Here is a 23,931-nt window from a genome sequence, read left to right as displayed (position 1 = left end):
CGACGCCGTCCTTGTTTGTCCGTCCGGACGAGGCGCATGCTGAGTGATTCACGTCATACCACTGAATGGGGACGTAGCTCATGAAGAAACCACTCATCAGCGCGCTTTCCGCGCTCGCCCTCGTGGTCACGACCGCCGGGGCCATGCTCGGTGTCCAGCAGTCGGCCACGGCGCAGGACGAACTCCCGTGGATGAACACCAGCCTCTCGCCGACGGAGCGAACTGAGCTTCTGATCGACGCGATGACGCTCGACCAGAAGCTCGAGCAGATCTTCAACCGCCCGATCTACAACGAGGACCTCGACGACGGGACCGACGGAAACGGCAAGGGCTGCGACTTCACGCAGATCGGCCGCCACATCGAGGGCATCCCGGAGCTGGCCATCCCTGACTTCCGGATGGCCAACGGTGGCACCGGCATCCGGGGCGGCGACTGCCTCCCGGAGCCGACCGCGACCGCGCTGCCCGCCCAGATCTCCTCGGCGGCGACGTTCGACCGCGCCCTCACCAAGCAGTGGGGCAGGGTGCTCGACCTGGAGCTGCGCGCCTGGGCTCACCAGGTGCTCTGGGGACCGGTCCTCAACCTGATCCGCACGCCGTACGGCGGACGCAACAACGAGTTCTTCAGCGAGGACCCGTACCTGACCGGCGCCCTGGCGTCTCGCATCATCGAAGGAATCCAGGAACGTAAGGTGAGCCAGGCAACGGCCAAGCACTTCGTCGCCAACGACTCCGAGTTCCAGTTCGAGCGGTGGACCGCGGCGATCCGAGTGCCCTCCCGGGCGATGCACGAGCTGTACCTGCTGCCGTTCGAGATGGCCGTCAAGGACGCCAACGTCGCCTCCGTGATGTGCGCCTACGGCTACGTCAACTTCAGCTACAACTGCGACAGCAAGCCCCTGCTGCAGCAGACCCTGCGCCAGGACTGGGGATTCGACGGCTACGTCTTCTCGGACCGTCGCGCCCAGCAGAGCACGGTGCCCTCGATCCTCGCAGGCACCGACGTCGAGGTCGACGAGGAGCCGGAGTGGTACCAGCCGGATCTGGTGAAGGCGGCGATCCGTAACGGCGAGGTCACCGAGGCCGACATCGACGACATGCTGCGCGAGCGCTACATCAAGATGTTCGAGTACGGCGACTTCGACGACCCGGCCACGTCCTTCGGCTGGGACCAGCTCCAGAACGAGCTGGCCCAAGGTGGTCCGCACGCTGAGGTCGCCAAGAACGCGGCGTCGGAGAGCCTCGTGCTCCTGCGCAACGAGCGCAAGTACCTGCCGCTCAAGGCCAGAGCGATCGACTCGGTGGCGCTGATCGGCCCGAGGTGGTTCGCCGGCGAGGCCACCCTGCCGCCACGCAGCGGTGACCGGACGCGCAACGTCTCCGTCAACGCACCCTACGAGGTCACGCCCAAGGAGGGCCTGGAGAACACGCTGCGCGAGCTCGGCGCCGGAGACGCCACGGTCACCTACAACAACGCCAACAACATCGGCAACGCCATCGATCTGGCCGAGAGGTCGGACGTGACCATCCTGATGGTCGGTGACGTCGCCCGCGAGACGTGGGACAAGAACAGCAACTACCAGGACGAGAACCCGGGCGGCAACGTCTCGGGCGCCGGCAACGAGGTCCCCGACCTGGACCTGCCCACTGTGCAGGGCACCAACCAGCAGGAGCTCATCCCGCGCCTGCTCGACGCGGTACCCAACACGGTCATGGTGCTGAAGACCCAGGGTCAGGTGAACATGCCGTGGATCAACAAGGTCAACACCCTGGTCGAGGCGTGGTACCCCGGCCAGGAGGACGGCAACGTGGTGGCCGACGCACTCTTCGGGGTCACGAACTTCTCCGGCAAGCTCCCGGTGACCTTCGGGCGGACCGACCGTGAGGCGGCCTACCAGACCAAGGAGCAGTACCCGGGCTACCAGGAGGACACGGGAGTGCCCGGGGGTATTGGTCGCGACCCGATCCCCGGCGCGCCGCAGCGGGTGGTCCGCTACACCGAGGGGCTCAAGATGGGCTACCGCTGGTACCAGGCGACCGGCACCAAGCCGTTGTTCCCCTTCGGCTACGGGCAGTCCTACACGACCTTCGGCTACAGCAACCTCGATGTGAACAAGGTCCGCGAGGACCGGCGGCAGACTGGTCTGCGGGTCAGCTACACCGTGACCAACACCGGCGATGTCGCCGGCCAGGAGGCCTCGCAGGTCTACTTGCGGCTGCCCCGTGAGGCCCGGGAGAACTTCAACCGCCTGGTCGAGTTCGACAAGGTGCAACTCCGCCCCGGCGAGAGCAAGCGCGTCTCGGTGGTCCTGGACGGCAGCGCGGCCAACCACCCATTCTCCTACTTCGTGCCCGAGGATCCCGACGACCTCGCGCGGTGGGCGGACGGAGAGTGGGTGACGCCGAAGGGCAACTTCAGGGTCTACGTCGGCGGATCCTCCGAGGACCTCCCGCTGCAACGGACGGTGGGCATCGGCGACATCGTGACCACGCCCACGCCCCCGACCACGCCCCCGACGGTCAAGAAGCCCTCGCGGATCAAGAAGCCGACCGTGTACCCGAAGCGGGTGACTCCGAAGATCCGGGCCCGCATCAAGTTCGAGGTCGTCTCGGGCGGGGAGCCCGCCGCCGGCAAGGTCCAGGTCAGGAAGGGCGGAAGCGTGATCGGACGCGACACCCTCAACCGAAAGGGCATCGCACGGGTGCAGATCCGCAAGCTCAAGGTCGGCAAGCAAAAGGTCAAGCTCGTCTACCTCGGCTCGGAGGTCTCGGAGCGGGCCACCAGGACGCTGGTGATCCGGGTGAAGAAGGCCAAGAAGAGGAGGTAGGGGCGCGGACCTCGGGTCCCGGCACGTGCCGACTCCTCGCCGGTGCGGGATCGCCCTCGGGCTGCTCGCGCTCTCCCTGAGCGCCTGCACCGGGGACGGTCCCGCGTCGCCACGCCCGACGCCCGAGGGGACGACCAGCTCCCAGACCGGTCCCCGGGCCGGCTTGGTCGCCCCCGACGGGACACCCATCGAGGTCCCGCTGCCGGGCCCGCCGAGCGGGACCTCCCGCGACGTCACCGCCTTCGGGGCCGACCCGGAACGCGGGACCGGGGACGACGCTCCCGGCATCCGGAAAGCCTTGGCCGCCTCCGACGCGGGCGACGAGGTGGTCCTCCCCGCCGGGGTCTACGACCTGCGCTCGGCCCACCCCGACGACGAGGAGGCGAACCTGCTCCTCGCGGACGACGTACGGCTGCGGGGGGCCGGGCCAGGTGCCACCGTGCTTCGCACGTCGTTCGACGGGGAGGAGGACAGCGCGGTGGTGCGTGCGGTGGGCGTCCAGAACGCCGCCGTCACCAGTCTCACCATCACCTCCGAGCACGTGGGTGAGCTCGGCAGCGACCCCGACGAGGAGGGTCCGGGAGGCGGGCCGATGTACGGCGTACAGATCGACCAGGGCAGCCGGCGGATCCTGGTCGAGGACGTGGCCGTGGAGCTGTTCCAGCGCCACGGCATCACGGTCAAGGCCAGCCGTGAGGTGACCGTGACCGGCTGCCGGGTCGCGGACGCCACCAGCGTCGGTCCCGGTGGGTCGGGCTACGGCATCGCCGTCGAGGGCAGGGTGGACCAGCGTGACCCCGACGCCAGTGACGACTCACGGCACAACGTGGTGGTGGACAACCGCCTGGACGGCACGCACCTGCGCCACGGCATCCTGCTGCAGTTCCCCACGCACAACAACCTGATCGCCGACAACACCATCGACGGGGGCGTGCTGGACGCGATCGACCTGCACGGCGAGGGCGAGTACCTCAATGAGATCCGCGGCAACACGGTCACCGATGTCGACGCCGCCGCCGTGGCACTGGGCAACTCGGGAGGTGAGCAGAACCGGCACGACGCGAGCGGGGAGGGGAACTGGATCCACGACAACAGGCTGGTCGGCAACGCCCAGGGCGTGCTCGTCATCCTCGGCACCCGCGACACCCTGATCGACGCCAACGAGGTCGTCGGGCGCAGCCGCTCTGTGGTGGGCATCGAGCTGCGCAACGCACCCGGCACGGTGGTCCGTGACAACACAGTGACCGGCAGCGATGCGCAGTTCTGGGCCATCGCGGTGACCGAGGACGACGGTGCGGACGGCCGGGGTGCCGGCGTCGCCACCGACGTGCTCATCGCCGGCAACCGCCTGGCCGGGGCCGGGAACGGGATCGAGGTCGAGGCGGGACGCGACATCAGGATCGAGGAGAACACCCTCGACGTCGAGGGCACACCGTGGCAGGTCTCCGAGGGCGCCGAGGTGGAAGGCGCTCGACCGTGACTCAGGAGACTCGCTGGGCGGGCCGCCATCCCGGCGGCCCGAAGACGTAGCCGAGCTTGTTGCGCAGCGTCGGCGAGCGGCGTACGTCCCGGATGATGGAGGCGTACTCGTGTGTCTGGAGCTTCACGATGTGGTTCGTGGTGACCGGCGAGGTGAGGCCGTACGTCGGCCGGTGCAGCTCGGGCTGGAAGGAGCCGAAGAGACGGTCCCAGACGATGAGGATGCCGCCGTAGTTGCGGTCCAGGTATTCCAGGTCGCGACCGTGGTGCACCCGGTGGTGGGACGGGGTGTTGAAGACCAGCTCGATGGGGCGCCACAGGCGGTCGACCCGCTCGGTGTGCACGAAGAACTGGTAGACGAGGCTGACCGAGAAGCCGAAGAAGACCAGTGCCGGGGGCATGCCGAGCAGCGGCAGCGGGAGCCAGAAGACCAGCTCGGCGGAGTTGTTCCACTTCTGCCGCAAGGCGGTGGCGAAGTTGAAGTACTCGCTGGAGTGGTGGGCCTGGTGGGTGGCCCACACGAGCCGCACCCGGTGGGCGACCCGATGCGCCCAGTAGAAGAAGAAGTCGACGCCGAGGATCGCCAGGAGCCAGGTCCACCAGGCGTCGACGGGCAGCTGCCACGGAGCGACCCAGACGAACAGCACGGAGTAGACCAGGAGGCCGAGCGTCTTCCACAGCGTCATGGTGACGACTGAGACGGCCCCCATGGAGAGGCTGGCGATCGCGTCCCGGCGGTCGTACCCGCCGGGTAGGGGGAGGGCTCGACCCTCGGGGGTGCGCCGTTGGTCCTCCGGTCGCTCGTCCTCCAGCAGGGCCGCCGCAAGGCCTTCCATGGCGACGAAGACGATGAAGAACGGGACGGCCAGCGCGACGGGATCCCGCAGCGGCTCGGGCAAGGCGTGCCACAGGTTGGCCAGTGCGTCCATCGTTCCTCCATCGCCGGTGGCGCGAGATTAATTGACTGCCGAGTCAATCCGCAAGGGTGATGGGCCGGTCATTTCACGTGGCTGCTTCTCCGGTCGGCTCTCCTAGGGTGTGGGCATGACGACGGACCGCACCGCGCACGTGGGCACCCGAGGGATGCCGCGGCCGGAGCGTGAGGCGCAGATCCTGGACGCCGCGCTGGCTGAGTTCGGGGAGCGGGGCTACTACCAGGTCTCCGTGGCTGCGATCGCCCGTCGGGCGGCGATCTCGAAGCCGCTGGTGCATGCCTACTTCGGCACCAAGGACGCGCTCTACGTGCGGTGCGTGGAGGCGCTGACCGAGACCCTGCTCGATGTGATCACCCCTGTCGTCGAGGCCGCGGAGCCGGGGATGCCGATGGCCCTGGAGACCCTTCAGACGATCTTCACGACCATGCGGGAGCGGCCCACGGACTGGATGGTCCTCTACGACGAGAACCTGCCGCGTGATTCGTCGGTGCACCAGGTGGCCGCGGCGGGCCGCGACCGGATGACCGACCTGGGCGCGGTCGGAGTGCGAGCGGCGCTGCGACACCACGCGGGCGCGGCCGAGGTCGACCCGGTGGACGCCTCGATGATGAACCACGTGTGGCAGTCGGTGGTCACCTCGCTCATGACGTGGTGGATCGAGCACCCCGACCAGACGCCGGCCGACCTCACGGCCCGATTCGAACGCATCCTGGTCGCGATGACCGACGTGCACCCGTCTGGACCACCGGGACGCCAGCCGATCCAGCCACTACGGTGACCGCCATGACCCGACGTACTGCTGCTGCCGCGCTCTCCGCCCTGGCCCTGGGCGCGGGCCTGCTCACCGGCGCCTCCGCCACTGCTTCTGCCTCCGCAGAAGCAGCGCCGGCCAAGTGCCTGAGCGAGTCGATCTCACCGAAGAAGGCGATCCGCGCCAAGTCCGGTGCCAAGCTCGGCACGGCCCAGGTTTTCCGAGCCGCCGCCGGCGACGAGGTCGGCTTCTGCGTGCGGGTCCAGCCGGTGCCGCGGCTGCGCAAGAAGATGACGTCGGTGACCCTCAAGGACGAGACGTTCTTCCCCGACGGGTCGCGCAGCTCCAGCGGCATGAAGGGCGGCTCGTGGCGGAATCGCATGATGACCACCGGCAGCGACTTCGGTCCCGGGTTCTCCTACCGGGGTGTCGTCCGGCTGAAGGCACCGGGTGGGCCGGTCGGCACGGTGACGGTCACCGCAGTCCTGTAATCCCTGAACGTAATCAACCGGCCGGAAATCCCCAGGGGCAACTGGCGTCAGCCTGCGTGGGGGCCTGGGCCGGTCAGTGCGACCACTCCCACCAGAAGTCGGAGACGTCGCCGCGCGCCAAGGCGGCCGGGTCGCCGAACAGGTGCGCCGTGCCCACGTCGCCCCACATCATCCCGCCGGCCGAGGCCAGGCCCAGGATCAGCCGGGGCGAGCAGCCCTCGGGGGCGTCCGGGGCGCCCTGGAGGAAGGCCGACCAGCCGCCGACCTGCACCTCCCCGCCCTCGCTCGCCGCCTCGGCGACCTCCTCGTGCTCCTCCCAGAGGGCTTCGTAGGCGGCGAACCCGCGGGGGTTGGCGGCGCGCTCGGACTCCATCTGCTCATAGGCCGACGGCAACAGCTCCAGCAGCTCGAAGGCGAAGGGCCACGGCCCCGGGTGCTCCACCGGTGAGGGCCGGACCTGGGCGGGCGGCACCGGGGAGCTCGGGTCGGGCGAGGTCGCCGCGTCCAGGTCGGAGGCGGCGTACCACCGGCAGTGGAAGCCCTCCCGGCCCATCAGCTCCGCGAACGTCAGCCCCCACGTCTCGTGGTCCCGCACGAAGAACTGCAGCAGACCCTCGCCGGGGAAGTCCGGCAGCTGTGGGACAGCGGCGAAGTTGACCTGCAGCACGAAGTGCATCGGGCGCCCGTCCTCGTCCAGCGGCCACTCCCGGCCCGCCGGGAGGTAGGGGTGCCCGCCGATGTAGGAGTCGACGGCGGCGGGGCGTCCTGACGTCCCGTGACTGACCGCCGCGGGACGCAGCAGGGCGCGTACCGAGTCCCGGTCCTCGGGCGGCGCCAGCGCGATCAGCCGCTCGACCCGGGCCAGGTGTCCGGCCCCGTCGCTTTCCGCGGCGGTAGCCTCCCGCGCCGACTTCGTGCTCGACCGTCCGAACAGTCGTCCCAGCATGTCGTCCCCTTCGTCGTCGACCGGCACCCATCGGAGCCGTGACGGCGGAGACTATTGCCTGCCACTTTCAAGGTATAGCCACGCAGGGGGCTTGCGGCAAGGCCCCGGTCGTCCACCACACTCCTTCGAGCGAGCGAGCGGGCGAGTGGGGAGTGGTGTGGCATGAGGGAAGTGACCATCGTGGGGGCCGGGCCGACCGGCCTGATGCTGGCCGGCGAGCTCGCGCTGGCCGGGATCGACGTCGCCCTCGTGGAGCGGCGCGACACCGGGGACCTCGTGGGCACCCGCGCCCGCGGCTTCCACTGCCGCACCATCGAGATCCTCGACCAGCGCGGCATCGCCGACCAGTTCCTGGCAGAGGGGCAGACGGTCCAGGCGCTGAGCTTCGGCAGCACCCCGTTGGACGCCGCCGCGCTCCCCACCCGACACCCCTACACGTGCGCGTTGGAGCAGCGCCACGTCGAGCGGATCCTGCTCGACTGGGTCGAGAAGCTCGGCGTGCCGGTACGCCGTGGGGTCGAGGTCGTCGACTTCGCCTCCGACGAGGACGGGGTCGAGATCCGGTTCGCCCACGGTGACCCGCTGCGTACGTCGTACCTGGTGGGCGCCGACGGCGGCCGCAGCGTCCTGCGCAAGCGGGCCGGCATCGACTTCGTCGGGCCCAAGGCGACCCGGAGCCAGCTCATCGCCGAGGTCCAGGTGCGCGAGGAGACGCCCACGGGCCTGCGGCTCGACGACGTCGGCATCCACGCCCTCAACGTGCTGCCGGGCGGCAGCGCCGTCGGGGTCGTGGTCACCGAGCAGCAGGTCGGCCCGCCCACCGACCCCACCCTGGCGGACCTCAGCACGGCCCTGACCGCCGTCTACGGCACCGACTTCGGCGCGCACGCCCCGCGGTGGATCTCCCGGTTCACCGACGCCACCCGCCAGGCCGTGGCCTACCGCAGCGGGCGGGTGCTGCTCGCCGGGGACGCCGTCCACACCCACCCGCCCACCGGCGGGCAGGGGATCGGCCTCGGGGTCCAGGACGCGGTCAACCTCGGCTGGAAGCTCGCCCAGGTGGTCCGCGGCGTGTCGCCCGACGCCCTGCTGGACAGCTATCAGGCCGAGCGGCACGCCGCCACCGCCCGCGTCCTGGGCAACGTGATGACCCAGGCTTTCCTGCAACGAGGGGACGCACGCACCACGGCGATGCGCGAGGCCTTCTCCGAGCTGCTGTCCTTCGAGGGACCCCGCCTCCAGCTCACCGCGCTGCTGTCCGGCCTCGACGAGCGACACGGTCCCGACGAGGGGCACCCGCTGCTGGGGCGGCGGATGCCCGACCTCGACCTGGTCGCCCCCGACGGCCCGCGGCGGTTCTTCGAGCTGCTGCACGCCGCGCGTCCGGTGCTGCTCGACCTCGGTGCCGGCCTCGACGTCGCCGGGTGGGACGACCGGGTCCAGCACGTGGCGGCCCAGCCGGTGGCTGCCCAGCGCGAGACCTGGGAGCTGCCCGTCATCGGGGCCGTCCCGGCGCCCGTCGCGGTGCTGGTCCGGCCCGATGGGCATGTCGCGTGGGTCTCCGACGGCTCTGGCACCGGGCTCCGCGAGGCGCTGACCACCTGGTTCGGGGCCCGGGAGGAGCGGCGCTGACCCCTCAGGAGGACGCCGGGAGTCGGAAGCCGAACGGCCTCGGCTAGCGTAGGTTTGTGAGCCACCCCCATCCCGAACTCCAGCTTCCCCCGAAACTCCCCAACGACGGGCTGCGCATCGTCGGCCTGGGAGGCCTCGGAGAGATCGGTCGCAACATGACCGTCTTCGAGCACCGCGGCAAGCTGCTCATCGTCGACTGCGGCGTGCTCTTCCCCGAGGAGCACCAGCCTGGCATCGACGTGATCCTGCCCGACTTCACCTGGATCCGGGACCGCCTCGACTCGGTCGTGGCGGTCGTGCTGACCCACGGTCACGAGGACCACATCGGCGGCGTGCCCTACCTGCTGCGCGAGCGACGCGACATCCCGGTGGTCGGGTCCACCCTGACGCTGGCGCTGATCGAGGCCAAGCTCAAGGAACACCAGATCAAGCCCGCGCTCAACCACGTCAAGGAGGGCGACCGGGTCAAGTTCGGTCCCTTCGACCTGGAGTTCCTGGCGGTCAACCACTCCATCCCCGACGGCCTGGCGGTGGCGATCCGCACCACGGCCGGCCTGGTCCTCACCACCGGGGACTTCAAGATGGACCAGTTCCCCCTCGACGACCGCATCACCGACCTGCGCGGGTTCGCCCGCCTCGGCGAGGAGGGGGTCGACCTGTTCATGACCGACTCCACCAACGCCGAGGTCCCCGGGTTCACCATGTCGGAGCGGGAGCTCACCCCCGCCATCGAGACGGTCTTCCGCACCGCCCCGCGGCGCGTCATCGTCTCCAGCTTCGCCAGCCACGTGCACCGCATCCAGCAGGTCCTCGACGCCGCGCAGGAGCACGGCCGCAAGGTCGCCTTCGTGGGTCGGTCCATGGTGCGCAACATGGGCGTCGCCCGCGAGCTGGGCTACCTGAAGTACCCCGAGAGCCTGGTCGTCCCGTTCGAGCAGCTGGAGCGGATGAACCCCAAGAAGGTCGCGATCGTCTGCACCGGCTCCCAGGGTGAGCCGCTGGCCGCGTTGTCGCGGATGGCCAACCGCGAGCACAAGATCCGCATCGGCGAGGGCGACACCGTGCTGATGGCCAGCTCGGTCATCCCCGGCAACGAGAACGCCATCTCCTCGGTGATCAACGGCCTCACCCGCTGGGGCGCCAAGGTCGTGCACAAGGGCAACGCCAAGGTGCACGTCTCGGGCCACGCCAGCGCCGGCGAGCTCGTCTACTGCTACAACATCGTGCAGCCCAAGAACGTGATGCCGATCCACGGCGAGTGGCGCCACCTGCAGGCCAACGCCGACCTGGCGATCAAGACCGGCGTCGACCCCGCGCGGGTCATCCTGGCCGAGGACGGCGTGGTCGTGGACCTGGTCAAGGGCCAGGCCAAGATCACCGGCAAGGTCCCCGCCGGCAACGTGTACGTCGACGCGCAGACCGTCGGCGGCGCCACCGAGAACACGCTGAAGGACCGCCGTACCCTGGCCGAGGAGGGCGTCGTCACGGTGCTCGCCCTGGTGGACGCCGACACCGGCAAGCTGGCCGAGACGCCCGACTTCATGATCCGCGGGTTCGTGCCGGGCCCGGACGCGTTCAAGGATGCGGTCCCGGTGATCGAGAAGACCCTGGCCCGCGCCGCGGCCGAGGGCATCGGCGAGGCCAGCCGGCTGGAGCAGATGATCACCCGGGAGGTCGCCCGCTGGGCGCACCGCAAGTTCCGCCGCAGCCCGCTGATCATCTCGATCGTCGTCGACGCCTGAGCCAGGGGGCCGGCCCAGGGCAGAGCCCCGGGGGCACTGGCCGGCGCGTCAGCCGGTCAGTGCTCCACCAGGGCGAACGTGGCCAGGGCGTGCACCAGGGACTTGCCGTCCTGCTCGATGTCGGCCTCGCACACGGTGATGCTCTCGCCGCGCTTGCTCACCTGTGCCGTGACCAGGAGCCGCCCGGGCTTGCCCGGGCGCAGGTAGGTCAGGCTGAGCTGGCTGGTGGCCGGGGTCTCGTCGTCCAGCAGGGTGCGGATCGCCTCGCCCATGGTGGTGTCCACCAGGGTGGCGAGCAGGCCGCCATGCACGGTACCGGCGGGGTTGAGGTGGCGCTCGTCCACCTCCACCTCGAGCCTGGCGCGGCCGTCAGACCCCTCGGGGTAGCCGGCGTCGATGAGTGAGAGGAAGCCCTTCGCTGTGTTGGTCACGCAGCGGAGGTACCCGCCTGCGCCCGCTTGATGCGGACCCCGCCGGCTCGCCGTCCCGGTCAGCGAAGACGCGGCACGAAGTCGTCGAACTGCACGCTGATGCGGTGCTCGCTCGACGGGAGCGCCGGGACGTTGATCATCTGGGGGCGGCGTTCCCCGCGGGCCTTCGCCACCAGCCGCACGGTCCCGCGCTCGGACACTGGGAGGTAGACGTCCGTGCCCGTGATGAACGGGAGCGAGGCGAAGGCGGGCAGTACCGCGTCAGTGGCGCTCACCTTGTCGCTGCCGGCGTCGAAGGCGAACATCCCGATGATCCGGCGCTTCCGGGGCGCGACCGCGGGGGTCAGCACGTTCTGCCCGCCGATGCTCAGGGTGTCACCGGCCTCACCCTGGTCGCCCCACCACTCCTTGTTGCGGTTCACGGTGAGGTTCACGTGGGCGTCGCTCTTCTCGGTGGCGGCGTCCAGTCCGGTGCCGGGGACGCTGGCGAGCAGCCGGACGAGCGAGTTGGAGCGCCGGAACGGCTGGCGGTAGAAGTGGTGGGTCGGCCCGCCCGGCCAGATGAGCGCGAACTCGTAGGACGCCGTCGGGGAGGCCTTGAACGGACCGAACGACCCGTCGCCGGAGAGCTGGTAGGTGGCGACCGGGCGGCGACCGATCCGCCGGCCGGTGTGCGCGTTGACCCGGTGCACCTCGAGGGTCGCGCCGTCGACGCCGACGTTGCGGGGGAACAGCACGGCGCGGCCGGAGACGTCGATGCGCCTGGAGGCCCGGACCACCTCGGTCGTCCTCGGCGCCTTGTCGGTGAAGAACGTGTACGCCTCGGTGAACGACTCGGGCGAGGTGACCGTCTCGGTGTGGCCCTGGTCGTCGAGGTGCACGTTGCGGGCGCCGGTGATCTCCCCCGCGGCGTTGTTCTCCCCCCAGATGGCGAGGGTCTCGACGCCGCCGGGAGGCTCGGCCGCCGGGGCACCGTCGAGGTTCACGTAGTGCGCGACCTCGGCCGCCCGCTCGGGCGAGCTGGTCAGGTACCGCTGCAGCACGTAGGTGCCCAACGAGTGGGCCAGGACGTCCACCTGCTCGGCGCCGGTGCGCTCGCGCAGGGCGTCGATCCGGGCGTCGAGCGCGGCGTGGACGTCGGCCAGCGAGTTGGTCGCGAACGTCGAGTCGTACTCGTGCGCCTCGATCCACGACACCGGGTAGCCGTTCGACGCGTACCGCTGGGCCTGGCTCTCGAACTGCGACCCGGAGCCCGACGACCCGTGCACGAACACGATGGGTCTGCGCTCCTCCTTGGGCGACGGGCCGGGGTGGGGGGAGGCCGAGGTGGGTGCCATCAGGCCGGCGAACATCAGCGCGGCGGTGGCAAGGGCGGTGGCGAACGGTCGCAGCATGGGGGCTCCGTGGTCCTAGCGTCAGGTGCCGGACGCTATCCGTGGTCGCGGAGCGGGGTCAACGGACGTCTCGGGGGTCGGATCCGAGGGTGCTGGTCGCCCTGCTGGGGATGTGCGGACCACACAGCACGGGTGTCGCCGTCGCCAGACCCAGGATGGTCGTGCACCTCGTGCCGGTACGCCTGCTGCTCACCGGGTCATCGTGGGGCAATCAGGACGAACCTGAGGCACACGATCGGCGTCTCGTCCTCGACCGGCGTGCCGACGCGCTCCCAGTAGTCGCGGTGCCCGGTGCGCCACTCGTCGAGGTCGGCGTCCCCCTCGCCCTCCAGTGCGGCGAACTCCCAGGGCACGTCCTCGAACGGCAGGATCTCCACCCCGGTCACCTCGATGGTGCCGACCTGCTCCCCGTCGTCGCCCAGCAGGGCCAGGCGCTCGCCGACGTGCTCCAGGGCCTCGCCCTCGTCGGCGTACTCGGTGAGAAGTCCCGCGGTTGCGCGCTTGAGGCCGGTGCGGACGAGCCGGTTGAGGCGGTCGCGCAGCTCGCCGGGAGTCCCCAGCTCCAGGGCGCGCAGTCCGTCGACACGGGGCCAGGTCACGAGCAGGACGCTATCGAACCAGATTGTCAACCGGGGTTGACGGCCTCGATAGATGTCAACTACGGTTGACAGATGACCGACAAGACGCTCGCCGACTCCGCTGCCGGGGACGACCCCGGCGCCGGCCTGAGAGCCGTCCGCTCGCTGCGAGAGCTGGCCGACCGCCTCGAGACGCTGCAGGTCTCACGGGCGCGCGAGCTCGGCTGGTCCTGGCAGGAGGTGGCTGACGCCCTGGGCGTCAGCCGGCAGGCAGTCCACAAGAAGCACGGCAGGAGGAACTGATGTTCGAGAGGTTCACCAAACAGGCGCGCGCCGTCGTGACGGACGCGCAGGTCGTCGCCCGGGACGCGGCGTCCCGCAGCATCGACACCCGGCACCTGCTCATCTCCCTCGTCCAGGGGCCCGGCCCGGCGCGGCGCGCCCTGGGCGCCGCCGGGGGAGACGTCGAGGCGATCCTCGCCCAGGCCCGTGCCGACGTACGGACCGGCGGGCTCGACGGCGACGCGCTGGCCGGCATCGGCATCGACCTGGACGCCGTACGGCGGCAGGCCGACGAGGTCTTCGGCGCGGGAGCCCTGGAGCGGGCGGGCCGGCGCTCGGGCGGGCACATCCCCTTCACCCCGGACGCGAAGAAGACCCTCGAGCTGGCACTGCGCGAGGCGATCCGGCTCAAGGACCGGGGCATCCACTCCGTCCACCTGATGCTGGGCCTGGTGCTTGCCGAGGGGCCGGGCCGCGCCCTGCTGGAGCGGGCCGGTGTGAACCTCGACGCGCTGCGCACCGCCCTGGAGGAGCAGTCCGACGCCGCCTGAGGTCGTTGGTTCAGACGAAAGCCACGGCCTGGATGAGCGTGGCGACGGTCCCGCCGAGCAGGATGACCGCGGGCATCTTGCCGCTCGCCGCGACCCAGAAGTCGGCCCGCCCGCCCTCCCGGGTCGAGAGGTAGAGGGCGCCCATCCCGACCAGCAGCGCCAGCACCGCGACCACGATGGCGTTGTTGTAGGTGTCGAAGAAGGACCCCAGGAACCACAGGTCCGACTCGACCTCGGCGCTGCGCCTGCTCCTGGACGGTTGCAGCGACATGAAGGGGACGAAGAGCACGAGCGAGACGACACAGAACCAGACGTGCCAGATCATCCGGGGGACGAGCAGCGCCACGCCGACCCACGCGACGAACGCGAAGCCCGCGGCCCAGCCGACCAGGGCGGCCGCCCGGCTGCTGCCACCAGCGGCGTCGATCAGGTGGTCGTAGCCGTCGGCGATGCCGCCCCGGAACACGTTGACGAACACCACGATCGCCAGCACCGAGACGCCGAAAGCGCCCAGGCCCACCTCCAGGCGCCTCATCTGGTGTACCTCACCGGGGGAGTGTCGCAGGCCGGCAGCGGGATGACCTGCGATTCCAGCGGTCAGGCAGGAGCGCCGGCCGACCGCGTCACGGCATCGGCCAGGTCCTGCGGGGTGGCGTTGAACGCGATGGCCGCCTGTGGCGCGTGGCGGCGGATCAGGTTGATGATCGACTCGAAGAGTCCCAGCAGCTCTTCGGGCTTGCGGATGCCGCCACCGACCATCACGCAGTCCCAGGGCCGCGACGTCAGCGCCGCGGAGACCTCGGCCTCGTGGTCCTCCCCGCCCTCCAGCCCCAGCAGGCAGGTCTCAGCCCGGTGCCCCAGGTCGGCCAGTGCGGTCATGCCGGCCTGGATCGCCTCGGCGATCGGCTGGGGGTCCCACGGGCCCGGCACCCGGTAGGGGTCGAGACCGATGACCAGCACTTGGAGCTCGCGAGCAGTGTCCACCATTTTCGTCACGATACGACGACGGGCCCCGGGGGCAAAGGGTCTTCCGTCCCACCCGCGCCATGCCTGTTCCGGGGCCTCGGCGTGCGTCATGCTGGGGAGATGGCAGCCCGCCTCGTCGCCCTGTGCTTCGACGCCCACGACCCCTCCGCGCTCGCGCGGTTCTGGTCCGGGGTCCTGGGCTGGGAGAGCGTCGACGACGCACGGGCCGGGGTGACGCTGCTGCCGAACGACGACACCGGGTTCGAGATCCGCTTCCTCCCGTCTGCGGAGCCGAAGCGGGGTCAGAACCACATCCACTTCGACCTCACCAGCGGCTCGCTGGAGGACCAGCAGGCCACCGTGGACCGGGCGCTCGGGCTCGGCGCCCAGCACCTCGACATCGGTCAGGGACCTGACGCCGAGCACGTGGTGCTCGCCGATCCCGAGGGCAACGAGCTGTGCGTCATCCCTCCGGGCAACGCCTTCCTCGCCGACTGCGGCTTCCTCGGGGCACTCTCGTGCGACGGGTCCCAGCAGGTCGGCTACTTCTGGAGCGCGGCACTGGGCTGGCCGCTGGTCTGGGACCAGGACGAGGAGACCGCCATCCGCTCGCCCGCCGGCGGTCCCAAGATCAGCTGGGGCGGGCCGCCGCAGCTGCCCCTGACCGGGAAGTCCCGACTCCACCTCGACCTCGCGACCGGGGACGACCCCGCGACCGAGGCCGAGCGCCTGGTGGCCCTCGGCGCCACTCGGATGGATGAGGGCCGGGCCGGTGGCGTGCTGCGGATGGCCGACCCGGACGGCCGGGAGTTCTGCCTGCTGACCTCCTGACCGACCGCGGCGCGGGGAGGTCGTCTCAGCAGATGTCGTCAGGGCCCGAAGTGTTACAGGCAGCGGCCGCCTCACAGCTCCCGCAGGTAGCACAGCATCCGGAAGTCGGTCCCCGGCTCGACGTTGACGAAGCCGTGCCGTTCGTAGAAGCGCCTGGTGTCCACGTCGACCTCGTCGACGTTGATGTTCATCTCCCCGGCCCGCAGGGCACGCACCTCCGTGACCGCGGCGTCCAGCAGCGCGGTGCCGATGCCCTGGTCGCGCAGCTGCGGGACGACGTACAGCTCCTCGAGCTGGGCCAGGGGCCCGTCGTAGTACGGCGTGTGGCGCAGGGTGAGCAGCGCGAACCCGGTGATGTCCGGGTCGCCGGCCAGCAGGGCGATCACGTCGCTGCGGGGCAGCAGCTTGCTGAAGCGCCTGGCGAACACCTCGGCGGGTGGCGTGGGCGCGGCGAACTCGGTGTTGAAGTCGTACAGCAGCCGCCCCAGCAGCTCAGCATGGCTGGGGCCGGCGCGGAGGACCGGCACGGTCATGGCCATGGAGTGTAGGGGTGCGGAAGGATCTGCACTATGCCCATTTCAATTAAGTCGGCCGGGTCCGAACGGTTCGACGACGTTGCCGTCATGCTCGGGCCCAAGCGCCCGGACGCGAACGTGTGCTGGTGCCTGAGCCACCGCATCGACTCCAAGCTCAACCGCGAGCTGGTGGGGCCGGCGCGCGGCGACCACATGCGTGAGCTGTGCTCCCGCCCGGTCGCCCCCGGTGTCCTGGCCTACGACGGCGAGGAGGTCGTGGGGTGGGCGGCCGTCGCGCCCAGGGCGGAGCTGCCGTTCGCGCGCTCCACCAAGATCCCGCACGTGGACGACCTGCCGGTGTGGTCGGTGTGGTGCCTGGTGGTGCGCCCCGGCCACCGCCGCCGGGGGATCGCCCACCACCTGCTCGCCGGTGCCGTCGCGTACGCCGCGGAGCAGGGCGCCCCGGCGATCGAGGGCTACCCCGCCGACAACCAGGGGCAGAAGATGAATCTGACGATGGCCTACGTCGGCACCCGCAAGCTCTTCGAGGACGCCGGGTTCACCCTGGCCTCGACCACGGACGCCGTCGCCGGAGGGTTCCCTCGCGTGGTGATGCGCCGTGCCCTGGATGTCGCATCCGGCCCGGCCGGTTCGTGGAGTGGGTGAGGGCACGACGACGGGTCGTGCCCCTGAGCGGAGGAGAGAGTCATGGCTGAGTACCTGTTGTCGGTGTGGGGACCGGCGGAGTACGACGAGTTCGGGACCTACGGGAGCAAGGAGGAGATGGAGCAGGCGTTCGCCGACACCGGTCGCTTCAACGAGAGCCTCCAGGAGCGGGGCCACTGGGTCTTCGCCGGCGGCCTGCACCCGGCGCACACCGCCACCGTCGTGGACGGCACCGGTGCCGAGGTGGTCACCACCGACGGTCCCTACCTGGAGTCCAAGGAGCTGATCGGGGGCTTCTGGGTGATCACCGCACGCGACCTCGACGAGGCCCTGGCGCTGGCGGCGGAGGGTTCCAAGGCCTGCCGCGGCAAGGTGGAGGTCCGGCCCTTCCAGGGTGAGTGACGTTGCCCGCGCACGCGGCGCCGGACGAGGTCGCCACGCTGATCGAGGGACTCCACCGCGAGGAGTTCGGTCGGATCGTGGCGGCCCTGACCCGCCGTTTCGGCGACCTGGGCCTGGCCGAGGAGGTCACCCAGGACGCCTTCGCCGAGGCGGTACGTCGGTGGCCCACCGCCGGCGTACCGCCGTACCCGCCCGGGTGGCTGAGCACCACGGCGCGCAACCGCGCGGTGGACCGGGTCCGCCGGGAGTCCACCAGGCGCGCCCGCCACGTGGAGGCCGACCTGCTGCACGCCCGCCACGGCGGTGACCCGGCCGACTGGGACCCGGACGACCCGGCGTCCGCGATCCCCGACGACCGGCTCCGGCTGCTCTTCACCTGCTGTCACCCGGCACTGGCGCCGGCGACCCGGGTGGCGCTCACGCTGCGCCTGCTCGGCGGACTCACCGTGCCGGAGATCGCCGCCGCGTTCCTGGTCCAGGAGCGTGCCATGGCCCAGCGCATCACCCGCGCGAAGCAGAAGATCGCCGCCGCCCGCATCCCCTACCGGGTGCCCGGCGACGCCGAGCTCGCCGATCGGCTCGGCGGCGTGCTGGCCACCCTCTACCTGGTGTTCAACGAGGGCTACCTGCCGCGCGCCGGTGACCAGCCGGTGCGCACCGACCTCTGCGCCGAGGCGATCCGGCTGACCCGGGTGCTGCGCCACCTGATGCCCGACGAGCCGGAGGTGGCCGGCCTGCTGGCGCTGATGCTGCTGACCGAGGCCCGCCGCCCGGCGCGCGTGGTGCAGGGGCGCCTGGTCGGGCTGGACGAGCAGGACCGCAGCCGCTGGGACACCGGGCTCGTCGCCGAGGGTCACGTCCTGGTGCGCGAGTGCCTGCGCCGCAACCGGCCCGGCCACCACCAGCTGTTGGCCGCGATCAACGCCGTGCACACCGACGCACCTGACTTCGCCGCCACCGACTGGTCCCAGGTGCTCGCCCTCTACGACCAGCTGTACGCCGTGACGCCGACCCCGGTCGTCGCTCTCAACCGGGCCCTGGCGGTGGCCGAGCTCGACGGCCCCGAGGTCGCCCTGGCGCTGGTCGAGGCGCTCGACCTCACGACGTACCAGCCGTTCCATGCGGCACGGGCCGACCTGTTGCGCCGGCTGGGCCGGTCCGAGGAGGCGCGGGCGGCGTACGAGAGGGCCATCTCGATGACCGGCAACGAGGCGGAGCGGGCGTTCCTGGCCGCGCGTGCCGCAGGCGGCGAGCAAGCGATCTACCCATGATTGGTCAAGCTCGAGGCAAAAGGGTTACCTCTCGGTAGGTTTCAACTTAGCCTGCGCCCCATGCAGCTCATCCTCATCCCGGGCCTCTGGCTCGTCGGGTCCTCGTGGAACGAGGTCACCCCGGTGCTCGAGGCTGCCGGGCACCGGGTGCACGCCCTGACCTTGCCGGGCATGGGCTCGCGGCGGCTGGACCGCTCCGGCATCACGCTGCGCGACCACGTCGAGGAGGTCATCGACATCATCGACGCCCTGGAGGCCCAGGACCCGGAGAAGGTGGTGCTGGTGGCGCACTCCGCGGGAGGTGCGCTGGCGCATGCCGCTGCCGACGCCCGACCCGAGCGGGTGGCGCGCGTCGTCTACGTGGCGAGCGAGCCCCGCCCCGATGGGCAGAAGGGCGACGGCGGCTGGTTCGTGGAACGCGGCGAGGTCGCGCTGCCGCCGTGGGAGTCCTTCGGCGAGGAGATGCTGGTCGGGCTCGACGAGGAGCTCCGGGTCCTGGTCCGGGCGCGCTCGATCCCCTCGCCGGAAGGCGTGGTGACCGGGGAGCAGAAGCTCTACGACGACCGCCGCTACGGCATCCCGATCACGATGGTGATGTGCGAGCTGCCCAGCATCGTGCTGCGCCGAGCGGTCGCGGCCCGGGAGCCGGGCACCGAGGAGCTGGCGAAGATCGCGTCGGTCTCCTACCTCGACCTGCCGACCGGGCACTGGCCCCAGTTCAGCCGGCCGCAGGAGCTCGGCCGGGTGCTCGCCCTGGCTGTCGCCGGGTAGACCGGCGCCCCGAAAAGGTCTGGCAGTCGAGCCTCGGGACCACCAGACTGGCCGCCATGGCGCGGCGTGGTGGTCGGGTCCAGCGAGGAGGTCTGCTGGGGGCGATCGCGCTCTGCGCGCTGCTGTCGGCCTGCGCCTCGGAGTCCTCCCAGCCGGGCCAGGCCGCACCCGGGACCTCGCCGTCCCCCACCCGGTCGATCCGGACCTACTCACCGATCCCGCAGCCGGACATGGGCCCACCCGCGGGCCGGCTGGTCGCCGACCTCAGGCAGTCCTCCCGCGACGCCGCGCTGGGACGCTTCCAGGTCTGGATCGGCAACGGGCTCGCCCAGCCGGTCGACCCGAGCACCATCGACTACCGGGACCCCAGGTTCCGCACCGGCATCCCTGCGGAGCGGCTGCGTGCCATCCCGGCCGACTCCGAGCGGGGCTACCCGTTGGCCCAGCCCGCCCGGCCCGCGTGCGGAAGCCGAGGAGCGGGCCGGGTCACCGTCACCCATGCCGGCCGTACGACGCGGATCCCGGTCGAGGACGAGGCCGACGTGGTGGCGCGCTACGTCGAGTCCCGCTGCTTCCAGCTGGCGCTGGGGGAGGCGGCCACGCTGGCCTTCGACGCCCAGGTCGAGGTGGACCGGCCCGGTCGCGACGGGGTCGCCACGATCACCCTGGTCGCGACCCCCTCGGGCCGGCCGGGGCACCGGATCCTGGTCCAGACCGTCTCCGGCACCCCGGTGCTCACCCCCGACCGGCGACCGGTCTGGACCCCTCGGCTCCTGGTGCGCAGCGACGGCACCCCGGTGCGCATCGAGCTGCCCGTGGTGCCGGCACGGTGCGACCCGCACGCCTTCATGGAGTCCGGCGGCGCCACTGCCTTCCGGGTCCAGCTGCGCCTGGACGGCAAGCCGGGTGAGCTCCTGGTGCGGATGCCGGCGGCCGGTGCCTCACGCGTGCTCGACTACGCGCGCGACGCGTGCGGGCTGGGGCAGTAGCGGGTCCTCGCCCCCGACCCCCGTCCGGGTGCACATGCGCGGTTGGGGCGGCAGGCAGGATGTCGCCATGCCCGCACCCACCGCCTTCGACCTCGCCCGCGTACGCGCCGACTTCCCCGCCCTCGCGGAGGGTACGGCGTACTTCGACGGGCCCGGCGGCACCCAGGTGCCGCGGCAGGTGGCGGAGGCGATCGCCGCCACCATGATCTCCGGGCTCTCCAACCGCGGCCAGGTGACCGCCTCGGAGCGCCGGGCCGAGGAGGTGGTCCTCGGTGCTCGGGCTGCGGTCGCCGACCTGCTCGGCTGCGACGCGGCCGGGGTCGTCTTCGCGCGCTCCATGACCCAGGCGACGTACGACCTGGCGCGGCTGCTGGCCCGGCAGTGGGGTCCCGGCGACGAGGTGGTCGTCTCGCGGCTCGACCACGACTCCAACATCCGTCCGTGGCTGCAGGCGGCCGACGCCGTCGGTGCGACCGTGCGCTGGGCCGACTTCGACGCCGAGACCGGCGAGCTCGCCGTCGAGGACGTACGGGCCGTGCTGTCCGAGCGCACCCGGCTGGTCGCGGTCACCGGGGCCTCGAACATCCTCGGCACCCGGCCCGACGTCCCCGCGATCGCCGAAGCGGTGCACGAGGTCGGGGCGCTGCTCTTCGTCGACGGGGTGCACCTCACCCCGCACGCCCCGGTCGACGTGACCGCGCTGGGCGCGGACTTCTACGCCTGCTCGCCGTACAAGTTCTTCGGGCCGCACCACGGCCTCCTGGTGGCCCGGCCCGAGCTGCTGGCGCAGCTGCACCCCGACAAGCTGCTGCCCTCCTCCGACGCGGTCCCGGAGCGGTTCGAGCTCGGCACGCTGCCCTACGAGCTGCTCGCCGGTACGACGGCCGCGATCGACTACCTCGCCGACCTCGCCCCGACCCCCGGTGGGGGTGAGCGGCCCCGACGGCAGCGGCTGCTGGCCTCCATGCGCGCCGTCGAGGCGCACGAGGACGAGCTGCTGGAGCGGCTGCTCGAGGGCCTGGGCAGGCTCGACGCGGTCCGGCTCCACGGCTCCCCGCGGCGGCGTACTCCCACGGCCTACTTCTCCGTCGCGGGCCACAGCGGCCGCGAGGTGCACCAGCAGCTCGCTGCCCGCGGGGTCAACGCACCGGCCAGCAACTTCTACGCGCTCGAGGCGTCGCGATGGCTGGGGCTGGGCGACGCCGGTGCGGTGCGCGCCGGGCTGGCGCCGTACACCAGCGCCGACGAGGTGGACCGGCTGCTCGCCGGGGTGGCGGAGCTCGCCGGCTGACGCCGGCTGAGTAGGGTCACCCGCAGCATCAGGAGTCCGACGAGGAGCAGCTGTGTACTTCGACAACAAGCCCTGCCAGGTCTGCGGGTCCGAGGTCCGGCTCCGCGGCCACCGGCCCGACGACGACCTGGAGTCCGAGCCCAGGGCGGAGCCGGACGCCACCGTCGACGACCGGATCTGCTCCAACGACGACTGCCCGACCAACCAGGGCGGGCCGGACGCGCCGACCCCCTAGTCCCCGCCTAGCTGTCCGAGCCCGGCTGCGCCATCCGGCGGTGCAGCGCGGCCTTGACCTTGTCCGGCAGCACCTTGCTGGCAGCCTCCTGCACCTTGGTGGCCAGCCCGCCGCCGACCGCGCGGGCCTCCCCGGCCATCATCGCGGCGAAGCCCTGCTCGGCCACCTGCGCCGGGTCGTCCTTCTTGCCCCGGCCCACTGCGGTGTCCAGCATCCTCGCCCGGGCGAAGAACTCGGTGTCGGTGGGTCCGGGCATCAGCGACGTCAGCGTGACGCCGGTGTCCTTGAGCTCGTCCTGCAGCGCGGTGGTGAACGATTGCAAGAACGACTTCGAGGCGTTGTAGGTGGCCTGGAACGACCCCGGCATCTCCGCGGCGATGGAGGAGGTGACGAGCACCCGCCCCTGCCCGGCGTCCAGCATGTCGCGCAGCGCCAGCTTGGCCAGGCGCACGGTGGAGAGGATGTTGAGCTCGATGATCTCCAGGTCGTGTCCCAGGTCGGTCTCCACGAACGCCCCGCCCTGGCCGACCCCGGCGTTGAGGGCGATCGCGGCGAGGGGTCGCCCGTCGGCGCGGATCTCGTCGTAGAGCTCGGTGACGCCGTCGGGAGCGCGCAGGTCGGCCTGCACCACGCGTACGGCGGCCCCGGAGCCCCGCAGCTCCTCGGCAGCCTCGTGCAGCGCGGCGTCCTCGGCGTTGATCACCAGGTCGAACCCGTTGGCGGCGAAGAGCCGGGCGAGCTCGAGGCCGATGCCGCTGCTGGCACCGGTGACGGCGGCGAGCGGCTTGGGTGCGGCGATGGGGGATGCGCTCATGACGGGTGCGTACCCGACCTCGGCGCCCGCATGCCCCCACCCGGCTAGGGTGCCGGGGTGGGCTGGGTGCTGCACGTCGACATGGACCAGTTCCTGGCTGCCGTGGAGCTGCTCCGGCACCCGGAGCTCGCCGGTCTCCCGCTGGTCGTGGGTGGTCGGGGCGACCCGACCGAGCGTGCGGTGGTCTCGACCGCCTCCTACGAGGCGCGGCAGTTCGGGATCCGGTCCGGGATGCCGCTCAAGATCGCGGTGAAGCGCTGCCCCGAGGCGGTCTTCCTGCCCGTCGACTTCCCGGTCTACGAGGCGGCCTCGGCGACCGTGATGGCGACCCTGCGCGCCCACCCCGGCGCGGTGGTGGAGGTGCTCGGCTGGGACGAGGCCTTCGTGGGCTTCCCCGCGGCGAAGGACGAGATCGACCCCGAGGCCGTCGCACGCGAGCTGCAGGCCGAGGTCCTCGCCGCCACCGGGCTGCACTGCTCGGTCGGCATCGGCGACACGCTGGTCCGGGCCAAGATGGCCACCGACTTCGGCAAGCCGCGCGGCACCTTCCGGCTGAGCGAGGACAACTGGATGGCCTGGATGGGGGACCGGCCCACCACCGCGCTGTGGGGTGTGGGGTCGCGGATCGGCGCCCGGCTGGCGGCGCTGGGGATCACCACGGTGCGCCAGCTCGCCGAGTCGCCCCCGGAGCCGCTGGTGGCCGAGTTCGGACCCACCATGGGCCCCTACTTCGCCGCCCTGGGTCGCGGGCACGGCCGCAGCACGGTCGACGACACCCCCTGGGTGCCGCGGGCGCACGGTCGCGAGACGACGTACCAGCAGGACCTGACCACGCCCGCGGAGATCGCCGCAGCGGTCACCAGCCTGGCCGAGCAGGTGGTGGCCGACATCCGCGCCGAGGGGCGGCCCTGTGCGCGGGTCGGGCTGAAGGTCCGGTTCGCCCCGTTCTTCACCACCTCCCGGGTCCGCAAGCTCCCCGAGCCGACGTACGACGTGGCCACCATCGCCGACACCGCGCTGGCGCTGCTGGCCAAGCTGGAGGACGAGCGGCCGATCCGGCTGCTCGGGGTGCGCGCGGAAATGGTGCCGCCTGCCGGCGGCTACGAGGAAGCCCCACGTGGGCGGACCTGATTTGACCCT

At 71.4% G+C, this 23,931-nt stretch carries 26 protein-coding genes; 17 read left to right on the top strand and 9 right to left on the bottom strand.

The features are described from left to right. The first annotated feature begins 80 nt into the window (after window positions 1-80). Both C5H89_RS18200 and C5H89_RS18195 read left to right on the top strand, forming a co-directional pair. Window positions 81-2,828, top strand: coding sequence for a glycoside hydrolase family 3 C-terminal domain-containing protein (locus tag C5H89_RS18200; RefSeq protein WP_104108359.1), 2,748 nt, complete (start codon window positions 81-83; stop codon window positions 2,826-2,828). Between the two features lie 25 nt (window positions 2,829-2,853). Next, the gene (locus C5H89_RS18195; protein ID WP_104108358.1) at window positions 2,854-4,308 is read left to right on the top strand and encodes a right-handed parallel beta-helix repeat-containing protein; all 1,455 of its coding nucleotides are present in this window, start codon (window positions 2,854-2,856) and stop codon (window positions 4,306-4,308) included. 1 nt (window position 4,309) lies between these two features. Here the strand turns inward: C5H89_RS18195 and C5H89_RS18190 are convergent, their stop codons facing one another. Continuing rightward, the gene (locus C5H89_RS18190; RefSeq protein ID WP_104108357.1) at window positions 4,310-5,236 is read right to left on the bottom strand and encodes a sterol desaturase family protein; all 927 of its coding nucleotides are present in this window, start codon (window positions 5,234-5,236) and stop codon (window positions 4,310-4,312) included. Between the two features lie 115 nt (window positions 5,237-5,351). Here C5H89_RS18190 and C5H89_RS18185 point away from each other — a divergent pair, with 115 nt between their 5' ends. Continuing rightward, a complete protein-coding gene (locus C5H89_RS18185; protein ID WP_104108356.1) occupies window positions 5,352-6,020 on the top strand; it encodes a TetR/AcrR family transcriptional regulator in 669 nt (222 codons plus the stop codon). Between the two features lie 5 nt (window positions 6,021-6,025). Beyond that, complete coding sequence (locus tag C5H89_RS18180; RefSeq protein WP_162799462.1) at window positions 6,026-6,484, top strand: hypothetical protein; 459 nt, start codon at window positions 6,026-6,028, stop codon at window positions 6,482-6,484. Window positions 6,485-6,557: 73 nt separating this feature from the next. Here the strand turns inward: C5H89_RS18180 and C5H89_RS18175 are convergent, their stop codons facing one another. Beyond that, window positions 6,558-7,430 (bottom strand): DUF1963 domain-containing protein, encoded by an 873-nt coding sequence (locus C5H89_RS18175; protein ID WP_162799461.1) that lies wholly within the window; start codon window positions 7,428-7,430, stop codon window positions 6,558-6,560. 162 nt (window positions 7,431-7,592) lie between these two features. On the opposite strand from C5H89_RS18175, the gene C5H89_RS18170 reads away from it, so the two are divergent. Then, window positions 7,593-9,062, top strand: a complete 1,470-nt coding sequence (locus C5H89_RS18170) for an FAD-dependent monooxygenase (protein ID WP_104108353.1) — start codon at window positions 7,593-7,595, stop codon at window positions 9,060-9,062. A gap of 56 nt (window positions 9,063-9,118) precedes the next feature. Continuing rightward, window positions 9,119-10,804, top strand: a complete 1,686-nt coding sequence (locus C5H89_RS18165; protein WP_104108352.1) for a ribonuclease J — start codon at window positions 9,119-9,121, stop codon at window positions 10,802-10,804. A gap of 56 nt (window positions 10,805-10,860) precedes the next feature. Here C5H89_RS18165 and C5H89_RS18160 read toward each other — a convergent pair whose 3' ends face one another. The 3 genes from C5H89_RS18160 to C5H89_RS18150 form a co-directional block, all read right to left on the bottom strand. Next, window positions 10,861-11,235, bottom strand: coding sequence for a PaaI family thioesterase (locus C5H89_RS18160; protein WP_104108351.1), 375 nt, complete (start codon window positions 11,233-11,235; stop codon window positions 10,861-10,863). Between the two features lie 59 nt (window positions 11,236-11,294). After that, window positions 11,295-12,629, bottom strand: coding sequence for an alpha/beta fold hydrolase (locus C5H89_RS18155; protein ID WP_104108350.1), 1,335 nt, complete (start codon window positions 12,627-12,629; stop codon window positions 11,295-11,297). Between the two features lie 197 nt (window positions 12,630-12,826). After that, window positions 12,827-13,228 (bottom strand): ASCH domain-containing protein, encoded by a 402-nt coding sequence (locus C5H89_RS18150; RefSeq protein ID WP_205305117.1) that lies wholly within the window; start codon window positions 13,226-13,228, stop codon window positions 12,827-12,829. A 72-nt stretch (window positions 13,229-13,300) separates the two neighbouring features. Here C5H89_RS18150 and C5H89_RS18145 point away from each other — a divergent pair, with 72 nt between their 5' ends. Together C5H89_RS18145 and C5H89_RS18140 are read left to right on the top strand one after the other, a co-directional pair. Beyond that, window positions 13,301-13,510 (top strand): helix-turn-helix domain-containing protein, encoded by a 210-nt coding sequence (locus C5H89_RS18145; RefSeq protein WP_104108349.1) that lies wholly within the window; start codon window positions 13,301-13,303, stop codon window positions 13,508-13,510. After that, window positions 13,510-14,040 carry a Clp protease N-terminal domain-containing protein gene (locus tag C5H89_RS18140; protein WP_104108348.1) on the top strand — a complete coding sequence of 177 codons (531 nt, stop codon included), beginning with the start codon at window positions 13,510-13,512 and terminating at the stop codon, window positions 14,038-14,040. Before C5H89_RS18145 ends, C5H89_RS18140 begins: the two co-directional genes overlap by 1 nt. 10 nt (window positions 14,041-14,050) lie before the next feature. Here the strand turns inward: C5H89_RS18140 and C5H89_RS18135 are convergent, their stop codons facing one another. Both C5H89_RS18135 and C5H89_RS18130 read right to left on the bottom strand, forming a co-directional pair. Continuing rightward, entirely contained in the window at window positions 14,051-14,575 is a 525-nt protein-coding gene (locus C5H89_RS18135; RefSeq protein ID WP_104108347.1) for a hypothetical protein, read from the bottom strand. Between the two features lie 62 nt (window positions 14,576-14,637). Continuing rightward, window positions 14,638-15,027, bottom strand: a complete 390-nt coding sequence (locus C5H89_RS18130) for a hypothetical protein (RefSeq protein ID WP_104108346.1) — start codon at window positions 15,025-15,027, stop codon at window positions 14,638-14,640. A gap of 99 nt (window positions 15,028-15,126) precedes the next feature. Here C5H89_RS18130 and C5H89_RS18125 point away from each other — a divergent pair, with 99 nt between their 5' ends. Then, complete coding sequence (locus C5H89_RS18125) at window positions 15,127-15,837, top strand: VOC family protein (RefSeq protein WP_104108345.1); 711 nt, start codon at window positions 15,127-15,129, stop codon at window positions 15,835-15,837. 71 nt (window positions 15,838-15,908) lie between these two features. Here the strand turns inward: C5H89_RS18125 and C5H89_RS18120 are convergent, their stop codons facing one another. Next, on the bottom strand, window positions 15,909-16,370 hold the full coding sequence (locus C5H89_RS18120) for a GNAT family N-acetyltransferase (RefSeq protein WP_104108344.1): 462 nt from the start codon (window positions 16,368-16,370) through the stop codon (window positions 15,909-15,911). A gap of 36 nt (window positions 16,371-16,406) precedes the next feature. Here C5H89_RS18120 and C5H89_RS18115 point away from each other — a divergent pair, with 36 nt between their 5' ends. The 7 genes from C5H89_RS18115 to C5H89_RS18085 all read left to right on the top strand — a co-directional run bounded on the left by C5H89_RS18115 (window position 16,407) and on the right by C5H89_RS18085 (window position 21,977). Then, window positions 16,407-17,018 carry a GNAT family N-acetyltransferase gene (locus C5H89_RS18115; RefSeq protein WP_104108343.1) on the top strand — a complete coding sequence of 204 codons (612 nt, stop codon included), beginning with the start codon at window positions 16,407-16,409 and terminating at the stop codon, window positions 17,016-17,018. A gap of 42 nt (window positions 17,019-17,060) precedes the next feature. Next, window positions 17,061-17,420: a YciI family protein gene (locus C5H89_RS18110; protein ID WP_104108342.1), complete on the top strand. Its 360-nt coding sequence runs from the start codon at window positions 17,061-17,063 to the stop codon at window positions 17,418-17,420. Then, entirely contained in the window at window positions 17,417-18,691 is a 1,275-nt protein-coding gene (locus C5H89_RS18105; RefSeq protein WP_240181944.1) for a DUF6596 domain-containing protein, read from the top strand. Before C5H89_RS18110 ends, C5H89_RS18105 begins: the two co-directional genes overlap by 4 nt. A gap of 60 nt (window positions 18,692-18,751) precedes the next feature. After that, window positions 18,752-19,462: an alpha/beta hydrolase gene (locus C5H89_RS18100; protein ID WP_104108341.1), complete on the top strand. Its 711-nt coding sequence runs from the start codon at window positions 18,752-18,754 to the stop codon at window positions 19,460-19,462. Window positions 19,463-19,518: 56 nt separating this feature from the next. Further along, complete coding sequence (locus tag C5H89_RS18095) at window positions 19,519-20,451, top strand: hypothetical protein (RefSeq protein ID WP_104108340.1); 933 nt, start codon at window positions 19,519-19,521, stop codon at window positions 20,449-20,451. A 67-nt stretch (window positions 20,452-20,518) separates the two neighbouring features. Further along, entirely contained in the window at window positions 20,519-21,742 is a 1,224-nt protein-coding gene (locus C5H89_RS18090; RefSeq protein ID WP_104108339.1) for a cysteine desulfurase-like protein, read from the top strand. 52 nt (window positions 21,743-21,794) lie between these two features. Further along, on the top strand, window positions 21,795-21,977 hold the full coding sequence (locus tag C5H89_RS18085; RefSeq protein WP_101525766.1) for a hypothetical protein: 183 nt from the start codon (window positions 21,795-21,797) through the stop codon (window positions 21,975-21,977). A gap of 7 nt (window positions 21,978-21,984) precedes the next feature. Here the strand turns inward: C5H89_RS18085 and C5H89_RS18080 are convergent, their stop codons facing one another. Continuing rightward, entirely contained in the window at window positions 21,985-22,791 is an 807-nt protein-coding gene (locus C5H89_RS18080; RefSeq protein ID WP_240181943.1) for an SDR family NAD(P)-dependent oxidoreductase, read from the bottom strand. 57 nt (window positions 22,792-22,848) lie between these two features. Here C5H89_RS18080 and C5H89_RS18075 point away from each other — a divergent pair, with 57 nt between their 5' ends. Then, a complete protein-coding gene (locus C5H89_RS18075; RefSeq protein WP_240181942.1) occupies window positions 22,849-23,922 on the top strand; it encodes a DNA polymerase IV in 1,074 nt (357 codons plus the stop codon). The last annotated feature ends 9 nt before the right edge of the window (window positions 23,923-23,931 follow it).

It is taken from the genome of Nocardioides sp. 616 (assembly GCF_002930065.1).
In the GTDB taxonomy this organism is placed as follows: Bacteria; Actinomycetota; Actinomycetes; order Propionibacteriales; family Nocardioidaceae; genus Nocardioides; species Nocardioides houyundeii.
This window is presented reverse-complemented; position numbering and strand designations above follow the sequence as displayed.